23 protein-coding genes are annotated in these 23,929 nt (G+C 54.3%); 14 read left to right on the top strand and 9 right to left on the bottom strand.

Annotated features, from left to right (window positions below):
* Window positions 1-67: 67 nt before the first annotated feature.
* The 3 genes from HALA3H3_RS22190 to kynA form a co-directional block, all read right to left on the bottom strand.
* Window positions 68-832 (bottom strand): alpha/beta hydrolase, encoded by a 765-nt coding sequence (locus tag HALA3H3_RS22190; RefSeq protein ID WP_022523745.1) that lies wholly within the window; start codon window positions 830-832, stop codon window positions 68-70.
* Between the two features lie 12 nt (window positions 833-844).
* Window positions 845-2,074, bottom strand: a complete 1,230-nt coding sequence (gene kynU / locus HALA3H3_RS22185; RefSeq protein ID WP_022523744.1) for a kynureninase — start codon at window positions 2,072-2,074, stop codon at window positions 845-847.
* Between the two features lie 83 nt (window positions 2,075-2,157).
* Window positions 2,158-2,994 carry a tryptophan 2,3-dioxygenase gene (gene kynA, locus HALA3H3_RS22180; protein ID WP_022523743.1) on the bottom strand — a complete coding sequence of 279 codons (837 nt, stop codon included), beginning with the start codon at window positions 2,992-2,994 and terminating at the stop codon, window positions 2,158-2,160.
* A 337-nt stretch (window positions 2,995-3,331) separates the two neighbouring features.
* Between kynA and HALA3H3_RS22175 the strand changes: the two genes are divergently transcribed.
* From HALA3H3_RS22175 to HALA3H3_RS22150, 6 genes are all read left to right on the top strand, one after another.
* On the top strand, window positions 3,332-3,928 hold the full coding sequence (locus tag HALA3H3_RS22175) for a LemA family protein (protein ID WP_170834116.1): 597 nt from the start codon (window positions 3,332-3,334) through the stop codon (window positions 3,926-3,928).
* Window positions 3,929-3,946: 18 nt separating this feature from the next.
* On the top strand, window positions 3,947-5,908 hold the full coding sequence (locus HALA3H3_RS22170; RefSeq protein ID WP_022523741.1) for a M48 family metallopeptidase: 1,962 nt from the start codon (window positions 3,947-3,949) through the stop codon (window positions 5,906-5,908).
* Between the two features lie 32 nt (window positions 5,909-5,940).
* Window positions 5,941-6,480 carry a GrpB family protein gene (locus tag HALA3H3_RS22165; RefSeq protein ID WP_022523740.1) on the top strand — a complete coding sequence of 180 codons (540 nt, stop codon included), beginning with the start codon at window positions 5,941-5,943 and terminating at the stop codon, window positions 6,478-6,480.
* An 80-nt stretch (window positions 6,481-6,560) separates the two neighbouring features.
* Window positions 6,561-6,968 carry a VOC family protein gene (locus HALA3H3_RS22160; protein ID WP_022523739.1) on the top strand — a complete coding sequence of 136 codons (408 nt, stop codon included), beginning with the start codon at window positions 6,561-6,563 and terminating at the stop codon, window positions 6,966-6,968.
* Window positions 6,969-7,018: 50 nt separating this feature from the next.
* Window positions 7,019-7,471, top strand: a complete 453-nt coding sequence (locus HALA3H3_RS22155; RefSeq protein ID WP_022523738.1) for a LysE family translocator — start codon at window positions 7,019-7,021, stop codon at window positions 7,469-7,471.
* A 257-nt stretch (window positions 7,472-7,728) separates the two neighbouring features.
* A complete protein-coding gene (locus tag HALA3H3_RS22150) occupies window positions 7,729-8,049 on the top strand; it encodes a DUF1330 domain-containing protein (RefSeq protein ID WP_022523737.1) in 321 nt (106 codons plus the stop codon).
* Between the two features lie 56 nt (window positions 8,050-8,105).
* Here the strand turns inward: HALA3H3_RS22150 and HALA3H3_RS22145 are convergent, their stop codons facing one another.
* Window positions 8,106-8,807, bottom strand: a complete 702-nt coding sequence (locus HALA3H3_RS22145; protein ID WP_022523736.1) for an FMN-dependent NADH-azoreductase — start codon at window positions 8,805-8,807, stop codon at window positions 8,106-8,108.
* 119 nt (window positions 8,808-8,926) lie between these two features.
* On the opposite strand from HALA3H3_RS22145, the gene HALA3H3_RS22140 reads away from it, so the two are divergent.
* The gene (locus tag HALA3H3_RS22140) at window positions 8,927-9,832 is read left to right on the top strand and encodes a LysR substrate-binding domain-containing protein (RefSeq protein WP_022523735.1); all 906 of its coding nucleotides are present in this window, start codon (window positions 8,927-8,929) and stop codon (window positions 9,830-9,832) included.
* 232 nt (window positions 9,833-10,064) lie between these two features.
* The gene (locus HALA3H3_RS22135) at window positions 10,065-10,580 is read left to right on the top strand and encodes an MgtC/SapB family protein (protein ID WP_022523734.1); all 516 of its coding nucleotides are present in this window, start codon (window positions 10,065-10,067) and stop codon (window positions 10,578-10,580) included.
* A 108-nt stretch (window positions 10,581-10,688) separates the two neighbouring features.
* Here HALA3H3_RS22135 and HALA3H3_RS22130 read toward each other — a convergent pair whose 3' ends face one another.
* Window positions 10,689-12,611, bottom strand: coding sequence for a DNA topoisomerase III (locus HALA3H3_RS22130; protein ID WP_022523733.1), 1,923 nt, complete (start codon window positions 12,609-12,611; stop codon window positions 10,689-10,691).
* 213 nt (window positions 12,612-12,824) lie between these two features.
* Here HALA3H3_RS22130 and HALA3H3_RS22125 point away from each other — a divergent pair, with 213 nt between their 5' ends.
* Both HALA3H3_RS22125 and HALA3H3_RS22120 read left to right on the top strand, forming a co-directional pair.
* Complete coding sequence (locus tag HALA3H3_RS22125; protein ID WP_022523732.1) at window positions 12,825-14,066, top strand: ABC1 kinase family protein; 1,242 nt, start codon at window positions 12,825-12,827, stop codon at window positions 14,064-14,066.
* A gap of 137 nt (window positions 14,067-14,203) precedes the next feature.
* A complete protein-coding gene (locus tag HALA3H3_RS22120; RefSeq protein WP_022523731.1) occupies window positions 14,204-16,021 on the top strand; it encodes an SEC-C domain-containing protein in 1,818 nt (605 codons plus the stop codon).
* A 19-nt stretch (window positions 16,022-16,040) separates the two neighbouring features.
* Here HALA3H3_RS22120 and HALA3H3_RS22115 read toward each other — a convergent pair whose 3' ends face one another.
* Window positions 16,041-17,402, bottom strand: a complete 1,362-nt coding sequence (locus tag HALA3H3_RS22115) for an AmpG family muropeptide MFS transporter (protein WP_022523730.1) — start codon at window positions 17,400-17,402, stop codon at window positions 16,041-16,043.
* 140 nt (window positions 17,403-17,542) lie between these two features.
* Between HALA3H3_RS22115 and HALA3H3_RS22110 the strand changes: the two genes are divergently transcribed.
* The 4 genes from HALA3H3_RS22110 to HALA3H3_RS22100 all read left to right on the top strand — a co-directional run bounded on the left by HALA3H3_RS22110 (window position 17,543) and on the right by HALA3H3_RS22100 (window position 20,189).
* Window positions 17,543-18,061, top strand: coding sequence for an FKBP-type peptidyl-prolyl cis-trans isomerase (locus HALA3H3_RS22110; RefSeq protein WP_022523729.1), 519 nt, complete (start codon window positions 17,543-17,545; stop codon window positions 18,059-18,061).
* A gap of 109 nt (window positions 18,062-18,170) precedes the next feature.
* Window positions 18,171-18,326, top strand: a complete 156-nt coding sequence (gene ccoM, locus HALA3H3_RS26970) for a cytochrome c oxidase subunit CcoM (protein WP_022523728.1) — start codon at window positions 18,171-18,173, stop codon at window positions 18,324-18,326.
* 202 nt (window positions 18,327-18,528) lie between these two features.
* Window positions 18,529-19,044 (top strand): hypothetical protein, encoded by a 516-nt coding sequence (locus HALA3H3_RS27525; protein WP_022523727.1) that lies wholly within the window; start codon window positions 18,529-18,531, stop codon window positions 19,042-19,044.
* Between the two features lie 92 nt (window positions 19,045-19,136).
* Window positions 19,137-20,189: a GGDEF domain-containing protein gene (locus tag HALA3H3_RS22100; protein ID WP_053857069.1), complete on the top strand. Its 1,053-nt coding sequence runs from the start codon at window positions 19,137-19,139 to the stop codon at window positions 20,187-20,189.
* On the opposite strand, the gene HALA3H3_RS22095 is transcribed toward HALA3H3_RS22100, so the two are convergent.
* The 3 genes from HALA3H3_RS22095 to HALA3H3_RS22085 all read right to left on the bottom strand — a co-directional run bounded on the left by HALA3H3_RS22095 (window position 20,173) and on the right by HALA3H3_RS22085 (window position 23,895).
* Window positions 20,173-20,640 (bottom strand): group I truncated hemoglobin, encoded by a 468-nt coding sequence (locus HALA3H3_RS22095; protein ID WP_022523725.1) that lies wholly within the window; start codon window positions 20,638-20,640, stop codon window positions 20,173-20,175. The two genes, HALA3H3_RS22100 and HALA3H3_RS22095, sit on opposite strands and share 17 nt — an antisense overlap.
* A gap of 10 nt (window positions 20,641-20,650) precedes the next feature.
* On the bottom strand, window positions 20,651-21,394 hold the full coding sequence (locus HALA3H3_RS22090) for a DUF3034 family protein (protein ID WP_238326103.1): 744 nt from the start codon (window positions 21,392-21,394) through the stop codon (window positions 20,651-20,653).
* Between the two features lie 131 nt (window positions 21,395-21,525).
* Window positions 21,526-23,895 carry a bifunctional diguanylate cyclase/phosphodiesterase gene (locus HALA3H3_RS22085; protein WP_022523723.1) on the bottom strand — a complete coding sequence of 790 codons (2,370 nt, stop codon included), beginning with the start codon at window positions 23,893-23,895 and terminating at the stop codon, window positions 21,526-21,528.
* Between the last annotated feature and the right edge of the window lie 34 nt (window positions 23,896-23,929).

Genomic DNA, 23,929 nt, shown 5'->3' with positions numbered 1-23,929 from the left:
TTAAACGTTATTCGGCCGCTTATTTTGGCCATTGTTGTACTTGCTCCTGCCGATTGTATGTTCAAACTCATAGAGCATCTAACACATCAAAGTGATCGCAATTAGCTATATCCACGAGCTCGACTTGGATATGGCTAGTCTTTAACGCTGCTACAAAATCGTGTGCTTGTTGGCGGAAAGAGGGCGGATCATTTTCGGCGATCACCACTTGGCATGAGGGTAGTTTGCTCGAATCGGCAAATATAGGGCTTAACGCAAGCGCTTGGGTTGGGCTGAGCTCCATCGCTTCGTTAACGTAGGTATCCACCAATGGCGTTAGGTCATAAACGCCGCTAACCAGCATCAACTTATCAATGGGTATATCACCACTGGCGGCTACCCAGTAAGCCAACTGAGCACCGGCACTATGACCGCCTAATACAATCGACCACACGCCACCGTTATCCGCGAGGGCGTTGTATGCCGCCGGAATCCCTTCAAGGCACTGGTTCACCATGGTGTTAATGGAGGTTTCCGGTGCTAAGCCGTAACCCAGGGAGGCGAAAGCCATGCCACGGGCCAGGTAGCGTTCAGCCAGAAAGTCCGTCGCGGTGTTATCCAGCGCCTGCCAGTAGCCGCCGTGAATAAATAGCATCAGCGGCCAGGGGCCCGCGGTACTTTCCGGAACAAACAGGTTGAGGCGGGCCGCCGGATCTTCACCGTAGCGCAGGGTAATCGGCTGGTGGCGTGCCACTAGGTCACTACCTAAAGCTGCCTGACGCGTTAAAGTGGCTTCGAAATCCCGAGCGAAATGGCTCGGCGAGTAGGCGAGGTTCAGGGGTATCTCAGTCATCACGTACCTCTATTAGGTAACGGCACCACGTACATGAAACTGCGGATCCTGGTACTCACCGCTTTCCATTACCTCGCGGAAGTGCTGGGCGGCCTGCCAAACATCTTTAAAACTGAGATAGAGCGGAGTAAAACCAAAACGCATTAAGCCGGGTTCCCGGTAGTCGCCGATCACACCGCGGGCAATCAAGGCTTGAACGATAGCGTAACCGTTTTGACTATCCATCAGTGATACCTGGCTGCCGCGCTCACTGGCTGACGGGGTTATATCGTCAATATTATGAGTGGTAAAAATATCGCTTAAACACTCTCGAAACAGGTCGCTCATGGCCAGACTTTTTTCTCTCAGCGCCTGCATGTCCACCTCGCTCCATAGGGCGAGTGAGGCTTCCAGAGCGGCGTAGGCCAGTGCCGAATGGGTGCCAGTGCGAAAGCGGGAAATATCCCCCGCTGGGGTGTAATCCGCTTCAAAAGCGAAGGGCGATGCATGGCCGTGCCAGCCGGAAAGCGGCTGCCAACCTTTGTCTTGGTGATCGCTATGCACGTATAAAAAAGCTGGCGCGCCAGGGCCGCCGTTAAGGTACTTGTACGTACAGCCTACGGCGTAGCGAGCACCGCAACCGTTTAGATCAATGGGCAGTGCGCCTGCGGAATGGGCCAAATCCCAGATGACTTCCGCGCCGTGGTCGTGCACCAGTTTCGTGGTGGTGGCTATATCGCGTAATTTGCCAGTACGGTAATTAACTTGGCTCAGTACCACCACGGCTACACCGTCGAGGTGTTCGGCCAAGTTGCCTCCTTCGGGCAGGAAGCGGTGCTCGGCGCCACTCACGCGGCAATAGCCTTGGGCGATGTAGCCATCAGTCGGGAAGTTGCCGCCTTCGCTAAGAACCGCCTGGCGACCCTCCTTGCCTTGGCCGAGGATATACCCCAGCAGCTTGAAGATATTTAGCGTGATATTGTCAGTAACGCTCACCTCACCGCGTTGCGCACCAATCACCGGGGCTAGTAGATTGCCCAGGCGTTCCGGGGCATCGAACCAGCCCTGGTTCCAGCCTTTGATCAGTTGGTCGCGCCACTGATCCAGAGTCTCATCGACCGCCTGTTTGGCGGCCTTAGGTTGAGCGCCCAGTGAGTTCCCATCAAGATAAAGCACGCCTTCGGGCAGAGCGAAATGGCTTTTAAAGTCTGCCAATGGGTCTTGGCGGTCACGCTCACGAACACTATCCAGGCTTACAGGCATATGGCTGCTCCGAAAAATTGTATGTCGCTGTTTTGAATATCATGACGGTAGTTAAACTGGGTGCGCAGTAGTGCGCCAAGTGCTTATATCGTCGTCCGAACACTCCACAGTTCCGGGAAGAATTGAAGATCCAGCGCTTTGACCAGATAGTTCACCCCAGCCGTTCCCCCTGTGCCGCGTCTATAACCAATGATACGTTCGACTGTTTTCATGTGGCTGAATCGCCAGCGCTGAAAGTTGAATTCGACATCCACCAGTTTTTCAGCAAGCTCGTATAGATCCCAGTGTTGTTCGCTGTTGCGGTAGATTTCCGTCCAGACCGCTTCCACCTCGCTACTGGCGGTGTAGGGAATACTCCAATCGCGTTGGGTTTTGCTTTCCGGAATGCTGAAGCCGCGTTTGGCAAGCAGCTGCAGCACGATATCGTACAGACTGGGTGAGTGGAGGGATTCCTGAAGTTTTTGGTAGTGTTTGGGTTTTGATCGGTGGGCTTCGATTAGCTTGGCGTTCTTGTTACCCAACAGGAATTCCATTTCCCGATATTGATAGGACTGAAACCCAGAGCTTTGGCCAAGGCTGTCTCGGAAGCTGGCATAGTCGGCGGGGGTCATGGTGACCAACACTTCCCAGGCCTTGATAAGCTGTTCTTGAATTCTGGAAACCCGCGCTAGCATCTTGAAAGCAGGGCGCAGGTTATCTTCTTGAATATGCGCTGCGGCACCATGAGCTTCGTGAAGGCACAGTTTGATCCATAGCTCCGATACTTGATGGATAACGATAAAGAGTAATTCATCGTGTTCATCAGAAGCGGGATTTTGGCAAGCAAGCAAGGGTTCCAGATCCAGGTACTGGCCGTAGCTAATATCCTGATCCCAATGAATGGCTTCATTATCGACGCTGTTTTCTTCAGGAGTCGTCATTTTATTCTGCCTTGGTTGCTGTGCAATGTGTGGTTGTTGTCGTTTGTTTGCAAGCCTGTTCTTTAGGTTCACCTAAGTCCCAGAGTATACCGGCGGCGAGCTTCAGGCCCTGCTCGATAATCGTTTCGAGCAGGTACCGATACGATCACAGTGTTTTATGAGAAAGGTGATCTTGAGCAATGCTATGTCGACATTCCCTTTCTCCCTAAGCTTGCAAAGTGATGTGTGAACGTCGGATATTGAACTTGGTGGCTACTTTTTTCACTAGCTAGGCATTCATTGTCTAGCTTTTCATAGACCGGCTTTTACTGACGAATGCCTACTATAAGGAAGAACCATAGTGCTCACTATCATCATCACTGTGGCGATCATCGCCGTTATCGCGTTTTACGTCATCGGTATCTACAACCGACTTGTGTCTTTGAAAAATCGCTTTGAGAACGCCTTTGCGCAAATTGAAGTGCAACTTAAGCGTCGGCATGACCTGATTCCTAATCTGGTAGAGACCGCAAAAGGTTACCTCAGCCATGAACGGGAGACGCTGCAGTCGGTCATCGAGGCTCGTAATACAGCCGCCGCTGGGCTAAAAGCGGCCGCGGCAAACCCAGGCAGTGCCAAAGCCATGGCAGACCTGGGCGGTGCAGAGGGCGTGCTGACACAGGCGATGGGGCGGCTCAATGTGGTCATGGAAGCCTACCCGGATCTAAAAGCCTCAGAAAATATGCAGCAATTGTCAGAAGAGCTAACCAGCACTGAAAACAAAGTGGCCTTTGCGCGGCAGTCATTTAATGATGCGGTGATGCACTACAACACCTATCGGCAGAGCTTCCCGCCGGTAGCAGTTGCGGGCATGTTCGGCCATGGGCAGGATGCCTCGTTGTTAGAGTTTGAAGACAGCGCCCAGATTCAAGCGGCGCCGACGGTGTCGTTCTAAGCTCAGGGAAAACGCGACATGGATTTTTTTACCGCGCAGGATAACGCTCGTCGTAAAACCGGGCGTCTGGTCGTTTTGATGGTACTGGCAGTACTTGCCCTGATTGCTGTTACCACGCTGGCAATTACCATCGCGCTGCATTTAATGGGGGAGCAATCCGCTACACAAACCAATCTTTCTGCTCAGGGAATGTGGTCGGCACTCTCGATTGAACTGGTCACTGGCGTTGCTATTGCAGTGTTGGCCGTCGTGGTGCTGGGCGGGCTATTCAAACGCAGTCAGCTAAGGCGTGGTGGCCGGGTAGTGGCAGAAGCCCTTGGTGGACGCGAGATCAATCTTAATACCCGTGATGCTGATGAGCGGCGTATTCTCAATGTGGTCGAAGAGATGGCGATTGCCTCTGGTACGCCAGTGCCCTCCGTGTATGTGCTGGAGGAGGAGAGCATCAATGCCTTCGCCGCCGGTTATCAAACCAATGATGCAGTGATCGGGATTACTCGTGGCACGATCCGTAACCTGACGCGGGATGAGCTGCAGGGCGTCGTAGCTCATGAGTTTAGCCATATTCTGCATGGTGACATGCGGTTGAATATGCGCCTGATCAGCATACTGCATGGCATCCTAATCATTGGCTTATTGGGCGGAACAGTGCTGCGTAGTATGCGCTTTCGGCGGGTCGGCGGTGGAAAACGCGACAACTCAGGAGCAGTCGTTTTAGCGCTCGGGGCGGCGCTAATGCTGATCGGTTATGCAGGTACCTTCTTTGGTAACTTGATCAAGTCGGCGGTTAGTCGGCAGCGTGAATATCTGGCGGATGCCTCTGCGGTGCAGTTTACCCGTAACCCTAAGGGGATTGGTAATGCGCTGGTTAAAATCGGCTCGCACAGCCAGGGTTCTCACCTGCAAGCGACACAGGCGGCGGAATTCAGCCACCTGTTCTTCGGTCAAGGCGTACGGCAGGGCTTTAGCCAAATGATGGCCACCCATCCGCCGATTAAAGATCGTATCAAGCGGGTCATGCCAGACTGGAATGGCCGCTTCGAAGTCACTTGGCCCATCCAGCAAGCCGAGAATGACGCAACAGAACCAGAAGGCAACGGTGAGCGGTCTGAAGCGGAGCCCAGATTCGGCTCGGGAACAGCCACGGGAACGGGGGCAATGGCCGCTGTGTTAACCGGTGCCTCTGCTCAAACCGCCATTAACACCATGGGCCAGCCTGACCAGCGCCATCTTAACCAGGCTAGAGCGACACTAGATGCGCTACCTGAGCGGATTAAAATCGCCGCCCATGAGCCCCATACCGCTCGTGCTCTGATCCATTCACTGCTGCTTAGCCAGGATAAGACAATGCGTAGGCATCAGCTTAAGGCGTTGCATCAAGTTGCACTGCCAGATGTTTACCGAGCGCTGATGGATTATGGCCCGGAAATGTTGAGGCTGGATGTACAGTTACGCTTGCCTCTAATAGAACTGACGCTGCCAGCGTTACGGTCGCTCTCGATGGAGCAGGCCCAGCACTTTCGCCTCTGTATGGAACGGTTGATTGAGGCGGATGGTCAGGTCAGTCTGTTGGAGTGGACGCTATATCAGTTGGTGTTGAATAACATCAGCAAGCAAGGCAGTGGGCTTGCAAACCTCAAGATAAACGACCTGCAGCGGGAGTGTCAGATGCTACTGACGGTGCTTGCCACCGCCGGTCAAGATGACCCGGCTGAGATAAGCGCCGCGCTCGATGCCGCTGAGAGTGAGCTGCCGTTCTCATTGAGGGCCACTGACGATATAAGTGATATGCATGCGCTTAGCCTGGCCGTTGAGCGTTTGCGGCGCTTAAAGCCTCTGCATAAGCCTGCGCTGTTGCAAGCGATGGCGCGCTGTATTGAGCACAGTGGACGTATTCTGCCTGCCGAAGCCGAACTGTTCCGTGCCATGGCCGATATTCTCGATTGCCCCATGCCGCCACTGTTATCAGATGAAGCATAGGCAACAATTTTCGATACAGGGGAGCCTCAGCCATGGATGAAACGGAATCTTTAAATCGAGCCATCCATGAGGAGGTCGCGCTATTTCCATATGATATGGCTTGGCCAGCTCTATTCGAGAAGGAGCGAGACAGGCTGCTGGATTTATTTCCAGATGAATTTCTAGCCATTGAGCACATCGGAAGTACCGCTGTTCATGGTCTCTCGGCCAAGCCAATCATCGATATCCTGGCAGGCGTAGAGTCAATGCACCAGGCTGATGACTTGCTGGAGCCGTTGTGCCGTGCCAAATATGCGACATCATTAGCGTACAACGCTTCCTTGGTCGGGCGGCGTTGGTTAATGCGATGGGCCGAGGGGCGTAGGACGCATCATCTGCATCTTATGGTGTATGGCGGTGAAGAGTGGCATCGGCGATTGGCTTTTCGCAATAGACTGCGCGCTGATACTGAACTGGCGCAACGTTATGAGAAAAAGAAGCGTCTGTGGGCGGCGGAATTTACGTCAGACCGAGAAGCCTATACGGCGGCGAAAGGGGATTTCATTAAACAGGAGCTCAAGAATGCCTCTTAACCACAGCAGTCAATGTCGCGTCTGTTTTGCAGACCTTTCTACAGTAACGCTTAGCGCGTCAAATGAAATGGGAGGTTAAAGTGAAGACTATCAAAACATCTTTAATGTTTGTGGGGGATCAGGCCGGTAAAGCCGAAGAAGCTATCAAGTTTTACACTTCGCTATTTGAGAACTCGAAAATCATCGATATCGAGCGTGTCGAAGCTGGGGGGCATGATCCCGAAGGGGCAGTTAAGCTCGCCCGCTTCTCGATAAACGGCACTCTCTTCCTGGCAATGGATAGCTATTACGACCATCAGTTCAGTTTTACGCCAACAATGTCATTACACGTTGAGTGCGGCTCAGAGAAAGAAATAGAAGACGTATTTAAAGCATTGAGCGATGGAGGTAAGGTTTTGATGCCTCTAGATAATTACGGCTTTAGTGAAAAATTCGGATGGTTGAATGATAAATACGGCGTTTCCTGGCAGCTGAACCTTTCCAACTAGCACGTTAACATTCTTTTAGCTTGGCAAAGGAAAAATACAAGAGAGCGCTTATGTTTGAGTATACATTGCTGCACTGGATGACTTTTTTATCAGCGGCCGTGCTTTTGAACCTATCGCCGGGGCCAGATATTGCCTACATACTGGGGCAAACATTACGTAGCGGGCGACGACAAGGGTTTGCCGCTATGTTTGGGATTTGGACAGGAGCGGCGCTCCATGTAGTAATGGCTGCAGTTGGTCTTTCGGCTATTTTAGCCACCTCTGCATTGGCGTTTTCGATTGTTAAATGGGTAGGGGCCGCCTACCTGATATGGCTCGGTATTAAAATGTTGCTGTCTCAAGGGGATCAGTTTGTCGCTGCAGAAAAGCCGGGTAACAAGAACCTCTCCACTGTTTATTGGCAGGGCATGCTGGTATCTGCGCTAAACCCCAAAGTCGCTATCTTCTTTCTGGCTTTCCTGCCGCAATTTATCGGGGAAGGCGCTGGCCCAGCCGAGGCATAGCTTTTATTGCATGGCAGCCTTATTATTGCAGTTGCTGCCGTAATAGAGCCCCCTTTGGTTTTGGCTGGTGCTAAGTTGGGTGCTTACTTAAAGAGAAAACCACACGTTGGTTTATGGATGGATAGATCCCTTGGAGCACTTTTCGTCGCGTTGGGTGCACGGTTGGCTGCGAGTGCAAGGTAGGCTACGTAATGCTATTTTTGTTTTTGAAGTGCTGGGGAGGAGGTCTCTTTTCGTTTAAATGAAGGATGGTGATAATGTCTGCTTACGCCGTTGCTCTTATCCGCGAAACCCGATTCGATCCTGAAATTAAACAATATTTAGAAGGCATTGATGCAACCCTCGCGCCGTTCTCGGGCAAATACCTCGTGCATGGTGGGCCATACATTCCGCTTGAGGGAGGGTGGACAGGGGATATGGTGGTGATTGAATTTCCTTCCATGGAGCATGCGCAAGGTTGGTATGACTCGGCTGCTTATAAAGCGATCCGCCCATTGCGTACCCGGAATACAGAGGGCGATGTGCTATTAGTTCAAGGTGTACCAGAAGGGCATAAAGGAGCGGACATCCTTGGGTAGCGATAGCCGCTCCTTATACTTCAGCGTATTTACGATGAAAGACCATTAACTATAATTTAGGCCGGTTGAGGTGATGGCGTGCTTTCCAACGCTACCTGCAACTCTTCAACAAGCGTTTCAACTTTCTGTATCGCGGCAGCAACCGATTTGGCCAATACCTCGCCGCCCACTTCCTGTCCTTCGATCGCGATGTAGTGAACGCGAGTGATGCCGATAAATGCCAGTGCTGTGGCCAAGTGTGGCTCAAGGTGGTTCATATGGGCCATTTCTTCACCTGGCGCCATATTTACGCCGCCTCTAGCGGTGAGCACAACGGCATGCCTTTTTCGGTCTGTGAGCTTGGGTATGTAAGGGTCTATCGGGTTGGTGTCATCGAACTCTACCGTTCGACCGGGCCGTACTACTTGGTCGACCCACGCCTTGAGGGCGGCAGGCATACCGAAGTTGTATAGCGGCGTTCCGATTACCACAATATCAGCAGCAATTAACTCATCAATCAGATGGTCGCTCTCTGTCAGTGCGTCCTTCATCCAGCTTTCTCGGTGCTCTTCGGGGGCGAAGGCAGACGCAATCCAGTCGTGGCTGATAATCGACGGTGGGTTTTGACCAATATCGCGATAGGTAACCGTGTCTTGCGGTCGGCTTGATTGCCACTGGCTGACAAACTGATAGGTTAAATGGCGACTATGCGAGCCGTGGTTATCTGTGCCAGCAATACCGGGGCGGGCGCTAGCGTCTATATGCAGGATGTGTGTCATGGTGGCCTCCTAATCTGAGTTGAACTCATCTATGATTAACAACAGGCTTAGCTTAGGCTTTGCCTTTCAGCCTGAACAAACGATCTTTTCTTGCAGCTATAGATGAGTGAAACTCATTCATGAACCATCGCCGATTACCCTCGCTTTCAGCACTACGAGCTTTCGAAGCCGCTGCCCGCCATGAAAGTGCCAAGCAGGCGGCGCAGGAATTATCCGTTACTGCCACTGCCATTAGCCATCAGGTTCGGGGTCTTGAAGAGGCGCTAGGCGTTACCCTATTTTTACGTAAACCCCGACAGTTGGCGCTGACACCTCAGGGCCGTGAGCTACTGCAGGTTCTGGAGACTGCGTTTGATAGCATTAGTCATGTTGTCGAGCGGTTGAGTGCTGTACCTGTTCGCCAAACCGTTACGCTCTCTACAACGCCAGCGGTTGCGGTGCGCTGGTTGCTGCCCTGGGTGTGTATGCTGCGTGACTCCCATCCAGATATAGATCTGCGTATTCATGCTTCGCATGAGTCGGTTCCTCTGGATGGGGTAACGGCAGACATTGCCATTCGCTATGGCGATGGCCGTTGGCCAGGGTTGGTCGCCGAGAAGCTGTTTGATAACACCTTTATCCCGACCTGTAGCCCACGCCTTGGTCTACACGAGGTAGAACAGCTACCTTTGCACCCATTGATTCACTTCAGCAGTCAGGGGGCCATATCATCACCACTGGATTGGGCGACGTGGCAGAAAGAAGCAAGGGTACCTGGGCTGGACGTGAGTGCCGGGCTGGTCTTTTCTGATGAGACCCACGCTATCTCGGCTGCCGTTGGGGAGCAGGGTGTAGCGCTGATGAGCCGCCAGTTGATTCAGGATGAGTTGGAAGAGGGGCGTTTGGTGCAACCTTTCGGCCCCGAATTTGAAGGTAAGCCGTTCTTTCTGGTCTACCCAGAAAGCCGACGGCATGACCCAACCATTCAAGCGATCAGTGATTGGGTTTTGGCGGTGCCGGGTGGGTTGTGTACGTTGATGAATTGATAGTGGAGGACTTTTATACCGTTATCTTATAGGCAAGCTACCCATCCACCTTACTGACTTGGTTAACAGGCCACGCTGCTGGATGACCTTCGAAGCTTCGCTGTTGTTCAAGGAGCTTCTAAAGTGTATCTCCGAGCTGATGCTCGTCCTACTGCAGGTGAGAAATGCTGTTCCCCTGAATTCAACTCATAGTATTTAAGAGCCGTCGCTCTGGCAATCAAGGAACGAAACGATGGAAGTAATTATTAATACTATAATATCCGAGTTTTCAGATTTTAATGACCTGAGTGAATTCATCATTGTTGTGATTCGCTTGCTATTGGCGGCTGTACTAGGCGGTCTATTGGGGCTCGAGCGAGAGCAGAGAGGCAAGGCCGCTGGAATACGCACCCATATGCTGGTCTGTATGGGGGCGGCTTTGTTTATATTTATACCTCAGCAAACGGGTATCTCTGATGCGGAAATGAGCCGGGTCATCCAAGGCGTGATTGCAGGCATCGGTTTTCTGTGTGCCGGCACCATTATCACCCGTAAAGATGAAAAAGGTACGTCCGGGCTTACCACGGCGGCAGGGGTTTGGTTAACGGCGGCAATTGGCATAGCCGTCGGCCTGGGACGCGAGCAGACGGCGGTTCTGTGTACGCTGCTGGCCTGGGTAGTCCTCTACGTAGTGCCTTTCTTTTCCGGTTCAATCAGCAACAAAAAGTCTTCGTCCTTGGGCGATGACGAAGACAATACCGATATTTGATGGGAGCCGAATGCAAAAACTAGAGGGCGTGAATGAACAGAGAGTTAAATCCTCTGGTAAGGCCTCGCCTTTTTATAATCAGGGAACTACATCCAGACGGTATAATTGTTATTTGTTGGAAGCCTTCTTTCTCCCACTGGGGCTTTTCCTTCTTGCATAGCTCTTTCTCGGCTTACCCGTGCGTTTCGGCGGGCCACCGGCCTCACCCTGGGCGGTTTGCAGGCTCTGCCTGAGCTTGGCAGCGTCACTGTGGGTGAGCAGGCCGCGTAAATCATCCAACAGCGCTTGCTGAAACGCGCCAGGGTCGTCCTGCTGTTCGGAAATTGCGCGCAGGCGCTGCTCCCATAATGCGGTGCGCTCCGGCGTGCTTACCGCGCTGGGCAGGGCGGCGATTAGGGCGCTACCCAGTTTGGTGGCACGCAGGGCTTTTTGCTGGCGTACCAGGTAGCCGCGCTGTACCAGGGTTTCGATAATGCCCGCCCGGGTGGCTTCGGTGCCCAGGCCATCGGTGTCGCGAAGCGTACGGCGCACTTCCGGGTCGTCCACGTAGCGGCCAATGTTCATCATGGCCTTGATCAGGCTGGCATCAGTGAATGGTTCCGGTGGGCGGGTTTCCTTCTCCTCTACGCCTGCTCCCAGCGCCTGGCAGGGCTCGCCTTGGGTCAGCGGCGGCAGCGGTGGTGTTTCATCCCGAGTAGTGAATAGCGGTTTCCAGCCGGGGTCGAGAATGCTTTGCCCGCGGGCGCGGAAGGCTTCATTAAGCAGCGTAAATTCGGCTTTGACTTCGAAGGTGCGCAGAGGACGGTAGAACTGCGCCATCACGTTGCGCACGATCAACCGAAACACATGGCCTTCGGTAGCGGAGAGCTGGCTGAAATCAGCGGGTTTTCCGGTCGGTGCGATTGCGTGGTGGGCACCGACCTGCTTATCGTTCCACGCCTTGGAGCGCAGGGTAAAGTCTGCTCCATTCAGCCACTGCTGAAGCGCTTCATCGTTCTGGCAGGCACTGGTGAGGCTGCGCTGAGCAAGCTGAAGATGCTCCTCGGGTAGGTAGCGGCAGTCTGAACGGGGGTAGGTGATCAACTTGTGGCGCTCGTAGAGCCGCTGGCAAATATCCAGCACCATCTGCGCAGAGAGCCCGTGGCGGCGGGCGGCGTCTACCTGAAGAGCAGAGAGCGAGTAGGGCAGTGGCGGTGCCTGGCGTTTCTCCTGCTGGTCGAGCTTGGTGAGTTGCCCTGATGCGCCGGGTAACTGAGCCGCCAGGGCATCGGCGGGCCTGCGGTCAATCAAACGGCCTTGATCGTCAAGGGGTTGGTGCTCTTTGGGCGCCCACCAGGCGCGCAGTTGACCTTGGGCAACCTTGAGATCCACCCATAGTGGATAAAACGGATGAGGCACAAAATCACGGATGGCGTTATCGCGGCGCACGATTAATCCCAGTACCGGGGTTTGCACACGGCCGACAGAAAGCACACCGTCGTGCCCCGCTTGTCGGCCGGTGAGTGTCCAGGCACGGGTTAGGTTAATGCCATACAGCCAGTCGGCGCGAGAGCGGGCCTGGGCTGCCTGAAACAGCGGCTGGTAATCGGCGTTGGAGCGTAGCTTGGCAAGCGCCCGGCTCACTGCAGGTTTATTAAGGTCGCTGATCAGCAGCCGTTGTACCGGGCCACGGTACTTCATGTACTCGATCACTTCCTGCACCAGCAGCTGACCTTCGCGGTCAGGGTCACCCGCGTGAACCACATCGGTGGCTTGTTTGATCAGCTTGCGAATCACCGCGAGCTGCCCACGCGCCTTGGGGCGTGGCATCAGCTTCCACTGCTGCGGCACGATAGGGAGCCGATCCAGCCGCCACTGCTTGTCAGCGGGGTCATAGGCTTCCGGTGGCGCTTGCTCTAATAAGTGCCCTAGGCACCAAGTGACCGTGGTGTCGCCACATAGCACCGCGCCCTCCTGGCGTTTGCTAGTGCCCGGTAACGCCTCGGCAATGGCTTGGGCGAGGCTGGGTTTTTCGGCAATTATCAGGCGCATAGCAGCGAAGCCTTCATCGTATCCTTTGATGGCGCCTATGGTAGCAGACGCTGGCCAGCATTGGCGCCAGAGGGGGCAGGTCAATGTAGTGATGCGATAAATTGCTGATACTGTTAAGTTGTATAAATTATGTACAAATAGTTTTGTTGGCTAGCAATCTGTTTGATAGCAATCTATTTGATGGTCAGGGCTGGTATTTAAGGGGCATCATCAATGCGTGATCGAGGTAGAACACGACGTTTAATGGGGTTGGGTGCACGCACTGGTGGAGCGCTGCTGAAAACCCGTTTAGGTGGCCAAGCGGATTGGCGAGCCCTGGGCGAAGCGCTGTTTGAGGGGCTTTCAGAGCTTAAAGGCCCGGCCATGAAGCTTGCCCAAATTATGTCCCAGTGGGACGATCTGCTACCGCCCGATCTTGCCGAGGAGCTTGCCCGCCTGCAGCGCCAGGCCGAACCGATGCCCTGGCCACGTATTCATGAAGCGCTGGTTCAGCAGTACGGCGACATTGACCACTATTTCAGCGAAGTCGAGGAGCGCCCCTTTGCCAGCGCCTCCATGGGGCAGGTTCACCGCGCGACCACTCATGAGGGCGAAACGGTCGTGCTTAAGGTGCAGTACCCCGGCCTTGCTGATGTTTTGGAGAGCGATTTAATCCAGGTGCGACGCATTATGCGTTTAGGCCGCTGGTTCAAAGTACCCCAGGCGCGTTTGGATGCCCTATTTGAAGAGCTTGCTGAAAGCCTGCGTGGGGAACTGGATTATCACGCCGAAGCTGCTGCGTTGGCCCGTTACCGTGAGCGCTATAAGGATGATCCACGGCTAGTGATTCCCGAGCCTTTGCCAGCGCTCTCCGGCCCTCATGTGCTGGCGATGCGCTACGTGGAAGGAGCGCCATTGCGCGAATTAGCCGAGGCAGATGGCGAGACGCGCCAGGGCATTGCCGAGACATTAGCAGACTGGATTACCCAAGAGCTGTTTACCTACGGCGAACTACATGCCGACCCCCATGCGGGTAATTTCGCAGCCGATGCCCAAGGGCGGCTGGTGATTTACGATTTGGGCGCGGTAATTGCGGTCCCCGATGCGCGCATAAAGGCGATGATGCAACTGTTGGATGCCACCTTGAAGCATGACCCCATGGGGATGGACGAAGCCTTGATGCAAATGGGTGGCCGCCAGGGGCAGGGCGCGCCGCTGGCGCTCTATCGTGAATCCGCTGAATGTATCGCGCCACTGTTTGAGCCGGGCGAGCAGGATTTCAGCGATGTGCGGGTGCACCGTCGCCTGCGCGAGCTAACTCCTAAAGTGTGGGCGGCGATGGATCGCCTACAGCCTCCCGCAGAAACGCTGCTGCTTTCCCGGGCGCTGAACGGTCACTATTGGAATTTAGTGCGTTTGGGCGCGCGACTGAATATGCACGAGCGCACGCTTCCGCTATTACATCGAGCCTATTAATGATCAACCGATTGCCACTGCGACCATGTCGGCCTTCATGCTAAACTATGCCGCTTTTAAACAGGTCATTGTTTAATTCGATATCGTTGAACACGACATCGTTTAACAAGCTATCCTGTCACAACATGGAGACGGCAATGCTGGCGGTATGGGTCGATCAGCTGCTGGGATTCGCCTCCGGGGCACTCTCGGCAATCAGGCAACAAGAACACTATCCGGATTTTATGACCTGGGTGCGTGCCAAAGGCGCGGATTCATTTGAAGGCGATGTGTCCATGGCCCAAGCGCTGGCACCAGTGCTGTGGTCGCAAACACCGCTAGAGCGGCTCGACTTTGCCTGTGAGCCCCTCGCCACGCCGGGGCGTAATGAACCGTGCTGGTGTGACTCAGGGCGCAAATTCAAGCAGTGTTGCTATCAGATCGAGTTTCCCACTGAGATCCCCGATCAGATGATGTGGATGCTCTCGCTGCGCGAATGGAAGGGCGCGACCCTGAAAGCCGCGTTGGATAGCCGACAGGCTCCGGCTCAAGCGCTACTGGAAGCCGGGTTGATTGCTGCTGAAAGCGGTCAGACGGGCCGCGCTATGCAAATCCTTGAATCACTCTTCGATGGTAGTGACTGGTCACGGCTGCCTGAGCAGGCCGAGCCTGCCTTTGAAATCCTGCTGGATATTTATCAAGAGCGCGGTTTTAGCCGTAAACGTGCTGACCTACTTGATGATGTGATGGAGCGGGGGCCGCTGTTTTTGCGCGGCGTGGCTCTTGAGCGTTTATGCCTGATGCACTTGGATAACGATGACCTGGATAGTGCCCGCGGTGCCTTTGTGAAGGCTCAGCAGGCGCTGCCCGATTCGCCTACCTTGGCCTACATCGAAGCCATGCTGTTGCTGCATGAAGGGCACGAACAGGAAGCCAAAGAGCGCGCCAATTTCTGGTATCGTCGCCTGGTTCGCCAGGGTGATCTGGATGAAGATCAGTTGGATTTTTTAGCCGCGTTGGCGGATAACCCCGGCGCGACGCTTGCCGATCAGTTGCTGAGTGCGGAAGAGGATCTGGCAACGCCGCTGGTAGCGCTTCAGGCATTGCTGGCCGCGCTGCCCACTGCCCCCAAAATCGATGTAAGCGCCGACCCTGAAAGTGGGCGATTGCTATATAACACCAGTGCTCGTGAAGAGACTCTGTTTGCCGCTTGGCATGAGCAGTTTCAGGTGTTGGTGGATGAAGACGTAGCGTTGGGCTTCCGAGATGACCCCTGGGGCAACGCCATTGAGTGGATGTCGGCACTCTGTGCACATCCCGAGTGGCTGGACGCCCCACAGGTAGTGCAAGACTTAACGTTGGCGCTCACCAGCCGCTTTGGCAGCCTGCCGTGGATGGCCCCAAGCCTGCTGGAACCATTGGCGCTGCGCCTCTCAAGGTGGTTGGAACAAGCCCGCGCCGAAGGCGACGGCAACCTTTGCTGGGACGATGCCAACAACGCCATGCTGCTACGCACGGGGTTAGCGTTGGTGGTTGGCATGGAGCGCGGGGCGCGACAGCACTCCAGGGAGCTCGCCGAGGAGCTACTGCTGATCGACCAGGAGGATAGCTTGGGCCTGCGCGAGCTGGTACTTGACCAGCTGCTGCGCGATGATCGCAACGAGGAAGCGTTGGCACTTGCGGAAGAGAGTGACGACGACGGCTCGCTGGTACTGGGGCTTTTGATGGGTAAAGCCCTGGCACTCTATCGGTTAGAGCAGCGTGAGGCGGCAGAAGCGGCGCTAGGCGATGTGCTTGGCCATAACCGTTACGCGTTAGAGCTAATTTGTGCAGAGAGCCCGCGGCCTTCCATGCCTCACCCCGATGGTCAAGTTGACCCCGGCTCCCGGGCGGAAGCGTGGCAGTACCGCACCTTGATGCGCGATCAGTGGCGGACTACGCCAGGGGCCTTGGACTGGCTCGAAGCACACCGCTAGCCTAAACCTTCAAGCCTGCTTAAGCAGGCTTGGGGGTAGGTACTAACTGCTTGTCTCGGCTGATCCAAATTGCCAAGATAATGGCGGGAAGGCCCAATAACGTTGCGATGACAAAGAAGCTTGGGTAGCCCTGAGAGGTTACGACCAGCCCACCAAAACCGCTCAAAAACTTTCCTGGCAGCGTCATTAGTGATGAGAACAGCGCGTACTGCGTTGCAGTATAGGCGCGTGATGTGAGACTGGAAAGAAAGGCGATAAACACCGCACTGGCTAAGCCATTGGCAAGGTTATCGCCGATAATCGTCACCACCAGCATGGGCAACTGATTACCCACCACGGCAAGCACGGCAAACAGCAGGTTAGTTACCATCACCAACCCCGCGCCGAAGATCAGCAGCGGGCCAATGCCGTAGCGCGCCACGCATAGCCCGCCTAGAATTCCACCGGTAATGCTCATCGCAATGCCGAATATATTGGTCACGTTAGCAATCTCTGCCAGCGAAAAGCCCAGGTCGATATACAGCGGGTTGGCCATGGAGGCCATGGCCAAATCGCTGATTCTAAATACGGCAATAAACACCAAAATCCACAGCGCTTTCACTCCATAGCGGCGAAAAAAGTCGGTAAACGGACAGACCAGCGCACCAATGCTCCAGGCACCCAGGCGGCGTAACAGTTTGGGCTTACCGCGGCTGGCGCGAATAAACGCCCGTACCTTAGGCTCATGGATAAGTTGAATAGAAAGCGAAGCGCGCTTCGGTTCAGGGCGCAGCAGCACGGTGAGAACGCCAATGCCCATTAGCGCCGCCATGCTCAGGTAGGCCGCATCCCAAGAGGCAGAGGCCGCGATATACAGCGCGCCGGCACCGGCGGCAAGTAAGCCACCGCGATAGCCAATAATATAGGTCGAGGCCATGGCGGCCTGAACATCGTCATCGGCGGACTCAATGCGATAGGCATCGATAGCGATATCTTGCGTCGCTGAACCAAACGCCACCAGCAGGGCAAAGAGGGCCACCCAGCCGAGATTACCCACTGGGCTCAAACCGGCCAGCCCCACTAACCCTGCAACGATCAACCCCTGGGCTAACAGCATCCAACCGCGGCGCTGGCCGAAGGCGCGGGTCAAAATCGGGAGCGCTAACCGGTCTACTACCGGCGCCCAGAAAAACTTGATCGAGTAGAGCATGCCAATCCAGGCAAAAAAGCCAATTGCCGCTACCTCCACGCCGTCGCTACGCAGCCAGGCGGAGAGTGTTGAAAACACTAATAAAAAGGGTAGGCCTGCAGAAAAACCCAAAAACAGCATGGTAATAACGGGGGCACGACAATAAATAGCCAGCGCAGCAAGCCAAGTGCGCTGGGGGGTGGGGTTTAACATTAAACGCTACTCCTGGTGGAAAGACGCTGGCAACGGCCAAGTGATAAACTGAGGCAGTGTATTTATCGCAAAGTGCTATCACAAAGTTCTATCGCGAAGTTCTATCACAAAACCGACAGCTTACCGGAGAGGAGTTTTCCATGTCGATTACGGCGCATCAGGTAGTTACCTTGCACTATGTCCTCAGCGACGTGCTCAACGATGGCAGCAAGCAGGTATTGGATGACTCCCAGGCGCGCAATAAGCCGCTAGAGTATTTGCATGGCCACGACAATATCGTGCCAGGGTTGGAGAGTGCACTAGCAGGTCAAACCGTTGGTGCCGAGCTCAGCGTTCAACTAATGCCCGCGGATGCCTACGGTGTGCGTAACGAAGATTTGGTGCAAGAAGTCAGCCGTGGCTCTTTTGGTAACGCTGAGTTGGAACCGGGCAGCCGCTTTCAAACTGAGGGCGAAGCCGGGCCGCAAATTGTTACGGTACTCAAAGTCGATGGCGACCGCGTCACCGTCGATACCAATCACCCCCTGGCCGGGCGCACGCTGAACTATAAAGTCACCATTTTAGACGTACGCGAAGCTACCCGTGCAGAATTAGCCAAAGGCCATCCGTTACCACCAGGTACCGAACACAGTAAAGTCGAAGACCGCAAGGTGCTGTAGTGCTAATCACGCCCAAAAATTGATCAGTATCAATTTCCTGTTTAACCGCTTACGCCCGCCGTCCGTAACTTGATCTAGGTCAGCATTCTTCTGCCGTTGAGTGGCTAGTATGAACGCATACATCACGGCGGGGGGATTCACCATGTATTGGGATGACACAGTTATTTTCGGCTTAGTGACCGTCGCGTTAGTGATCGTTTTTATGCTGGGGTGGGTGGGCTTCGTGATTCGTGATCATCTACGTAAAGATGAGCGTAAAAAGTAGCTTTCCCACCTCATGTAAACCTTGTCAGGGGAGGGGGTTTGCTATCGCAGTAAACCTCCTGTTGCCAGCCCACCATGGGCTGGCTTTTTTTTTGCCTGAAATGTGCTGAAAAGTTGCAATCGCATAGCGTGCGTTAATGAGCAATGCAAGGCGTGCTCTGGTAAAGTCCATTGAAGCAATGACTACACTAGGATGCTTTGTCATGAACGCAGTTGCCTTACACCACAGCCCGTGGGGTCGTGTACGTGATCGGTTAGCGTGCGCGTTAATTGTCGTGGGCATAATACTTCCCGCGACTGCCTTTGCCCAGGCAGTAAATATGATCAACGGCGATGTCACTCAAAAGGTCGCTTTAAGTGACTTGCACGACATGTCTGATACGACGTTTACACTCTATGACCCCTATCAAGGGCGCGATGTGGAGATGCAGGGCGTCGAGTTTCGCACCTTTCTGATTGAACAGTTTGGCGAAGTGCCCCCGGCGCTTCACTTTACCGCTTGGGACGACTACGAGGTTACCTTAGAAGGGTGGGACGACCCTAACTGGTACCTGATTAGCTCTGAGGATGGCGATCCGCTCACCATCCGTACGCGAGGCCCTGTGCGGCTGGTAGAGCGTGACTACAATAATCAGGGCAAGGGTGATCGCGACGTAGAAAACCTGCGTGAGTTCAATGACTGGATCTGGATGATTCGTAGCATAGAGGCGAAGTGGTGACATCCAAAACTAGGCCCGTCGCGCAGCCCACAGTTCGTCCCCGGCCTTTAGCTCGCCAGCACCGCTATTTTACGTGGTTATCATTGAGCTTGATGAGCTTTTTGGCACTTATGGTGTTGATTGTTTATGAATCGCGCTGGGTATACCCCGAAATACAGGCTTATTTCAGCCAGACGGGGAGCCTTACAGGTCAGCAGCTTTCTACTCGGGCACGGGTCTACCTACAAAATGCCCAATCCGAGCTATTGAGTGACCAGGCAGAGCAAGATGCGCGGGATGCCGCAGCCTTGGATATTGACCTGGCCTACGGCTTAGCCGATGTGCACATTTATCGGCGTGAATATACCTGCGTTGAGCCTAGTTTGAAGGAGTTGGATCGGCTGGTGGCGCTGCTCGCGGCGCGGGGCATTGACCGTATCGCTGCGGCGATGGCGTTGTTCGCACCGATTCAATGCTTAACCCATATTGAGATGGATCAGCTTGATCGTCGGGGCGCAGCGATTAACGATTTTTCCGAAAGCACCCGTCAGCATAGTCAGGTGCTGACCTACTCCAGTTTATTGATCTTTGTGATGGGATTGGCGTTTTGGTGGCTCCATGAGCGCCAGCTAAGACGCACTGATCGTGCCACTCAAGAGACCTTCGAGTGGATGAAACGCGCCATGCGCGACCCGCTCACCGGGATCGGTAATCGCAGCGCTTTGCATCAGGATGTGTTGGTGCAGCAGCACCAGTCGCTGGGGCTGATTCTGGTCGATATAGACTTTTTTAAACAGTACAACGATGCCTACGGGCATCCGCAAGGCGATACCCTTTTGCGCCAATTGGCCACATTGATTGGTGAAACGCTGAATGATGAAGCGCAGCTCTACCGCTTGGGAGGCGATGAGTTCGCGGCACTACTTCACTGCCCGAACACCGACACGCTGAAGCGTTACTGCCGTCAGCTAATTGAAGGGCTGCGGGAAGCTGGTTTTGCCCACTCTGCCCATCCGGATAAAAAAGGCGTGACGTTAAGCGTTGGCGGGAGCTGTTTTGTAGCCGATGAAGCAACGTTTCCCTACGCTTACGAAGCCGCCGACAAAGCACTCTACCGGGTAAAAGCGATGGGCCGTGACGGTTGGCAGGTTACTGAAGACGCATAACGTCTGTGTACATAGGGGCGAGTCTGCCCAGCAGTTCATTACGTGCGCCAAGGGCAATACCCTCCGCCTGCATAGCCGCATCGAGATGTTCCACCAAGCGATTAAAATGTGCATCTGTTAGCCCCATATGTTGATGAGCACGATCCATCGGCGGGCCTTCATAGTGGCAGGGGCCATCGCTTACATCGCATAGCTGGCTGGCCAGGGATTCAGCAAATAAATCGATATTGGTGTTAGCAAAAAACACCACTACTTCGGGATCATCCGCAATTCGGTATAAGAGATTCTCGACCACCGTGTCGATAGTGCCCTGACCGCCAAGCCGTTCGTAAAGCGTTGTTGATTGAGTGGCTGACTGATGAGTGCAGCCTGCGAGCGTAATTGCGATTGTTGCAAAAATAACCGTTATTAAACCACGGTGTGTCCGCTTGTATTTGTGTGGAAAGCTCATAGCGCCCCGCTTAGAAAGCTGCCTGAAGTGAAAGATAGCCGCCGCGTTGGGAAGGTAGGCCGGCAATGTCGCCTAAGTTCAACCACGCGCCCGTGAGTGATAAGTGCTTATTGAAGAAGTAGGCACTGTAGAGACTTTGCCAATCATCCTCTTTAACTACGCTTAGGTTATCGGGTTTCTGGCGATACTCTGCACCGACAACCCATTGCGGGGTAATAAAAACGCCCACGCTCCCCTCGGCCATCCACGAGCGGCTACTCTGATCGCCGCCAAAGCCAAGCAGACCGCCCTGGTTGGCATTGGTATTGCGCAGGGTGGCGTTGAATAGCATATTGCGCCCGGCAACAGCGCTAAACAGCAACTTGCTGGCGCTAAGATACATATCGGTACCGCTTGTTTTATCGGCACCGAGGGCGGTGGGAATGGTGCCATCAACCAGTCGTTTATGTTGCATCCCAACACTCCAAATGCCCCAAGGGTGATAGAGCACATCACCGAGCAAGCGCACCTTAGCACCGTAAATATCCTGGCCTAGCTCGCCACCCAGGGTGTCTAGATCAAGCGTTTGACGCGCCACTGAGACTTCAATACGGTCATAAACATTCAGGCTTGCGCCGGTCACTGTTAGCCGATAATCGTCCACCCAGGCACGGGTAGCGGCGGCAGTGACGCCGATTTCCTGTTCGCTGGCGGTGCTGGCCAGCACTGCCCAAGGCGATAAGCCACCCCCCGCGGCCCCTTCAATAGCACTCACTCCGCCCGTACTTACAATACGGCTACCGGCATAGGAGGGCATGGCCGCAAGCGCTAAACAGACCGCAAGGCAGCTGAAAAAAAAGTGCCGAAAGGGTGAACTGGATGGTGAAAATATAGATTGAAATAACATCATGGCTTTCTCTGGAACGCCTTTAGTAAGGAAGACATCGGGTGGGGCAAGGAGAGCGGCGTAAAATTATCCAACCAGGCGGGGAGTTCATCAGCTGGCATTGGTTTAGCAATCCAATAGCCCTGTAAAAAGTCACAGCCAAGCTTGCTTAACAGCTCGGCGCTGGCGCGATTCTCGACGCCTTCGGCCACTAAGCGCAGTCCTAAGCTGTGGCCCATTTCGATGGTCGAGCTGACAATCGTCAAGTCATCTTTTTGGGAATCAATGGCCAACACGAACGATTTATCGATCTTGAGTTCATCCACGGGCAAGCGTTTGATTTGCGCTAGGGAAGAGTAGCCGGTGCCGTAATCGTCAATCGCGATACGCAGCCCTAGTTGGTTGAGCTCCATCAACGTGGCCATGGCGGCATCAACGTCCTGCATAACGGCACTTTCAGTGACTTCGATACTCAGGCGGGCAGGGGCAAGACGATAGCGCTCAAGCAGGCTAGCCAAATAAGCAGCTAATTGGCGATCCACCACATCACTGGCGGAGAGATTAACTGCTACCGATAAGTGGTAACCATGCTGCTGCCAAGCATGCAGTTGAGCGCAGACATTGGCTAACATCCAGTGGCTAAGCATGCTGATGCTTCCCGAACGCTCGGCCAAGCTAATAAACTCATCGGGTGGCACAAAACCTAACGACGGGTGACGCCAGCGCATCAACGCTTCGCACTGATCGACACGGCCGTTACGGGTGTCTACTTTGGGCTGGTAGGCCATCCACAGTTCACCGTTGCCCACCGCATCCTGTAGATCGCGAATCAGGGTGAGCTGGCGCAAATGGTGCTCATCCTGACCCTCCAGGTAGCGTTGGTGGTGGTGCCGGTGACGGCGTGCCATATCCAGCGCTATATCGGATCGCCGCAGCAACAATTGTGGGCTGTCGCCATGGTCGGGGTAGTTGGTTTCCCCTGCTGAAAGTGAGGGTGTGATGGGTGATTTATCAAGATCGATAGGGTGATGCAGCGTAGTGAACAGTCGGGTACGCCAGGCAAAGTCGCTTCTTGACTGCTTGACGAGTAGTAGCAGCTCATCACCATCAATCCGGTAGGCTGTGCTCTCCGAGCCATCAAAGTGCTGCAAGCGTTTGGCCAGGGTGACCAGCACGTGATCCCCCAGCGCGTAGCCGAAGGTGTCATTAATGTCGCGAAAGTTGTTAATCGCCAGGCGCAGAAGGGTAAACGGCTCGCCGCGTTTGATCAAAAGGCTGATATCTTCCTGGGCGCTGATGCGATTGGGCAGGTCGGTAAGTAAGTCGTGACGGGACTGATGATGAAGAGTGGACTCACGCTGAGCGATACCCTCCTGCATGGCCAGTAGCGTCGACGCTAAAAGCCCGGTTTCGCTGCGCTCAGTACCGATCGGTAACTCAGTGAAACGCTCTCCGCGCCCAATGCGCTGTGCCGCCTTCGCCAACTCCATTAACGGTTTGCTCATACTCCGGGCGCTCCACATAGCAATCAGCACGGTAAACAGCAGGATCAAAGCAATGATTCCCAGCAGTTGCCACTGCAGCGAGCGGTAAGCGCCAAGCAGCTCGTTGCGTGAGAGTTGTAACAACGCATAGGTCTGGTTGACGTCATCGGAATAGAGCTGAGACGCGTAGGTCAGGTACTCGGCATCCGGCGTCATCTGGCTGTGTAAGGCATATTCACCTTCGATTAGCTCATCGTCACGCCCGCTCATTAATTCCAGGGCCAGCTGCTCGGGATGAGAACTGGCAAGGTAGCTGATCTCGCCGTTGTCGCGATAGTTGACTACGCTGATGTCCAACCCGGTTAATACATTAATCTCTTCCGTGACCGCTTCATTGATTAAAAAGCCCATACCCACCCAGCCAATCAGGTTGGGGGCACGCACTGGCAGCAGGGCAAACTCGTACGGCTGCCCTTCGGCGATGACGACGCTAACAGCTTCGCCTTCTTGGCTGGCTCGATCGAACAACTGCGGGAAAGGCATTGGGCTATTTTGCGCGTGATGGCTGCTTGCCAAAATACGCCCATCCAGGCCGCTGAGTAACACGATATCCGCCTTGGCTCGATCACCATGGTTGGCCAATACGGAGTAGAGCGTATCGGTGTCCTGGGTGGAAACGGCGCTTTTAAAACCGAAGTCATCGGCAAGAATGGCGACGTTATTAGCTAACTGCTCACCGCGTGCGTCCAGCAGTTGTTCCAATACATTGGCACCCACTTCTAAACGTTGGGAGCCTTTTGCAATGACGTCGTTTTGGGTCGCACGAAGAAACGCCACCCCGGTAGCGAGTTGCGAGACAATAACCACTGTCAATAGTACGAGCATTAGGCGCGTTCTAAAGCGCATAGCAACCTCACTAAGTGGTTGAGTTCCACCTTCT

It is taken from the genome of Halomonas sp. A3H3 (genome assembly GCF_000982975.1).
GTDB lineage: Bacteria > Pseudomonadota > Gammaproteobacteria > Pseudomonadales > Halomonadaceae > Vreelandella > Vreelandella titanicae.
This window is presented reverse-complemented; position numbering and strand designations above follow the sequence as displayed.